Genomic DNA, 697 nt, shown 5'->3' on the forward strand with positions numbered 1-697 from the left:
GAGGGCAGGGCCAGCAGCCCGGTGAACCCGCTCATCCGCTCCACCAGCGTCGCCGCGCACGAGGTGCCGTTCTTCCCGATAATCAGGTCACCCTCCCAGTGCCCCGGCACCCGACGCTGGGCGGCGTCCTCACCTCGCTGCGCGATCGGGACCATACCTACGACTGGGCCACCACGCGTCCGCCCGGTCGTACGTGGTCGGCGCTTGGTCCGCTTGGACTGCAGGAAGATGCCCTTGCGGGCGAGCTCACCCTTCGGCATCGCGTAGATGTACTGGTAGATAGCCTCACCGGAGACGGTTCGACCGCGTGCGTCAGGAGAGTTCGCCATGCGTTCAACGGTCGGGTCTGCGGCCTCCAGACGCAACCGGCCCGCTATCTCGTTCGGCGTCCAGGACGCGGCCAGGTCGGCATCCACCCTCGCCTGCAGCACCGGATCCCCCGCGACCTTCCGCTGCTGCGGGCGAGCCCGCCGACGCTGCGCTTTGACGTCTGCGGTCACGGCCTGGTAGCCGCGGGTCTTCGTCGAGTTCCGGCGAAGCTCCCGCGAGATCACCGACGGGCAACGCCCCAGGTGACGGGCGATCCTCCGCACCGACCAGCCCGCTTTCGAGGCCGTCGAGATCTCCGACCTGTCACTGAACGACAACCCCACCCGCGCCATCCGCACACTCCACCGATCAGACCCCCGCCGACCGG

1 protein-coding gene is annotated in these 697 nt (G+C 69.2%); it reads right to left on the reverse strand.

Annotated elements, in window-relative coordinates:
• Positions 1-662: IS30 family transposase (locus MU407_RS14045; RefSeq protein ID WP_246958425.1), on the reverse strand; the 662-nt coding region annotated here is incomplete at its 3' end.
• Between the last annotated feature and the right edge of the window lie 35 nt (positions 663-697).

The organism is Brachybacterium sp. Marseille-Q7125 (assembly GCF_023062615.1).
Lineage (GTDB): Bacteria > Actinomycetota > Actinomycetes > Actinomycetales > Dermabacteraceae > Brachybacterium.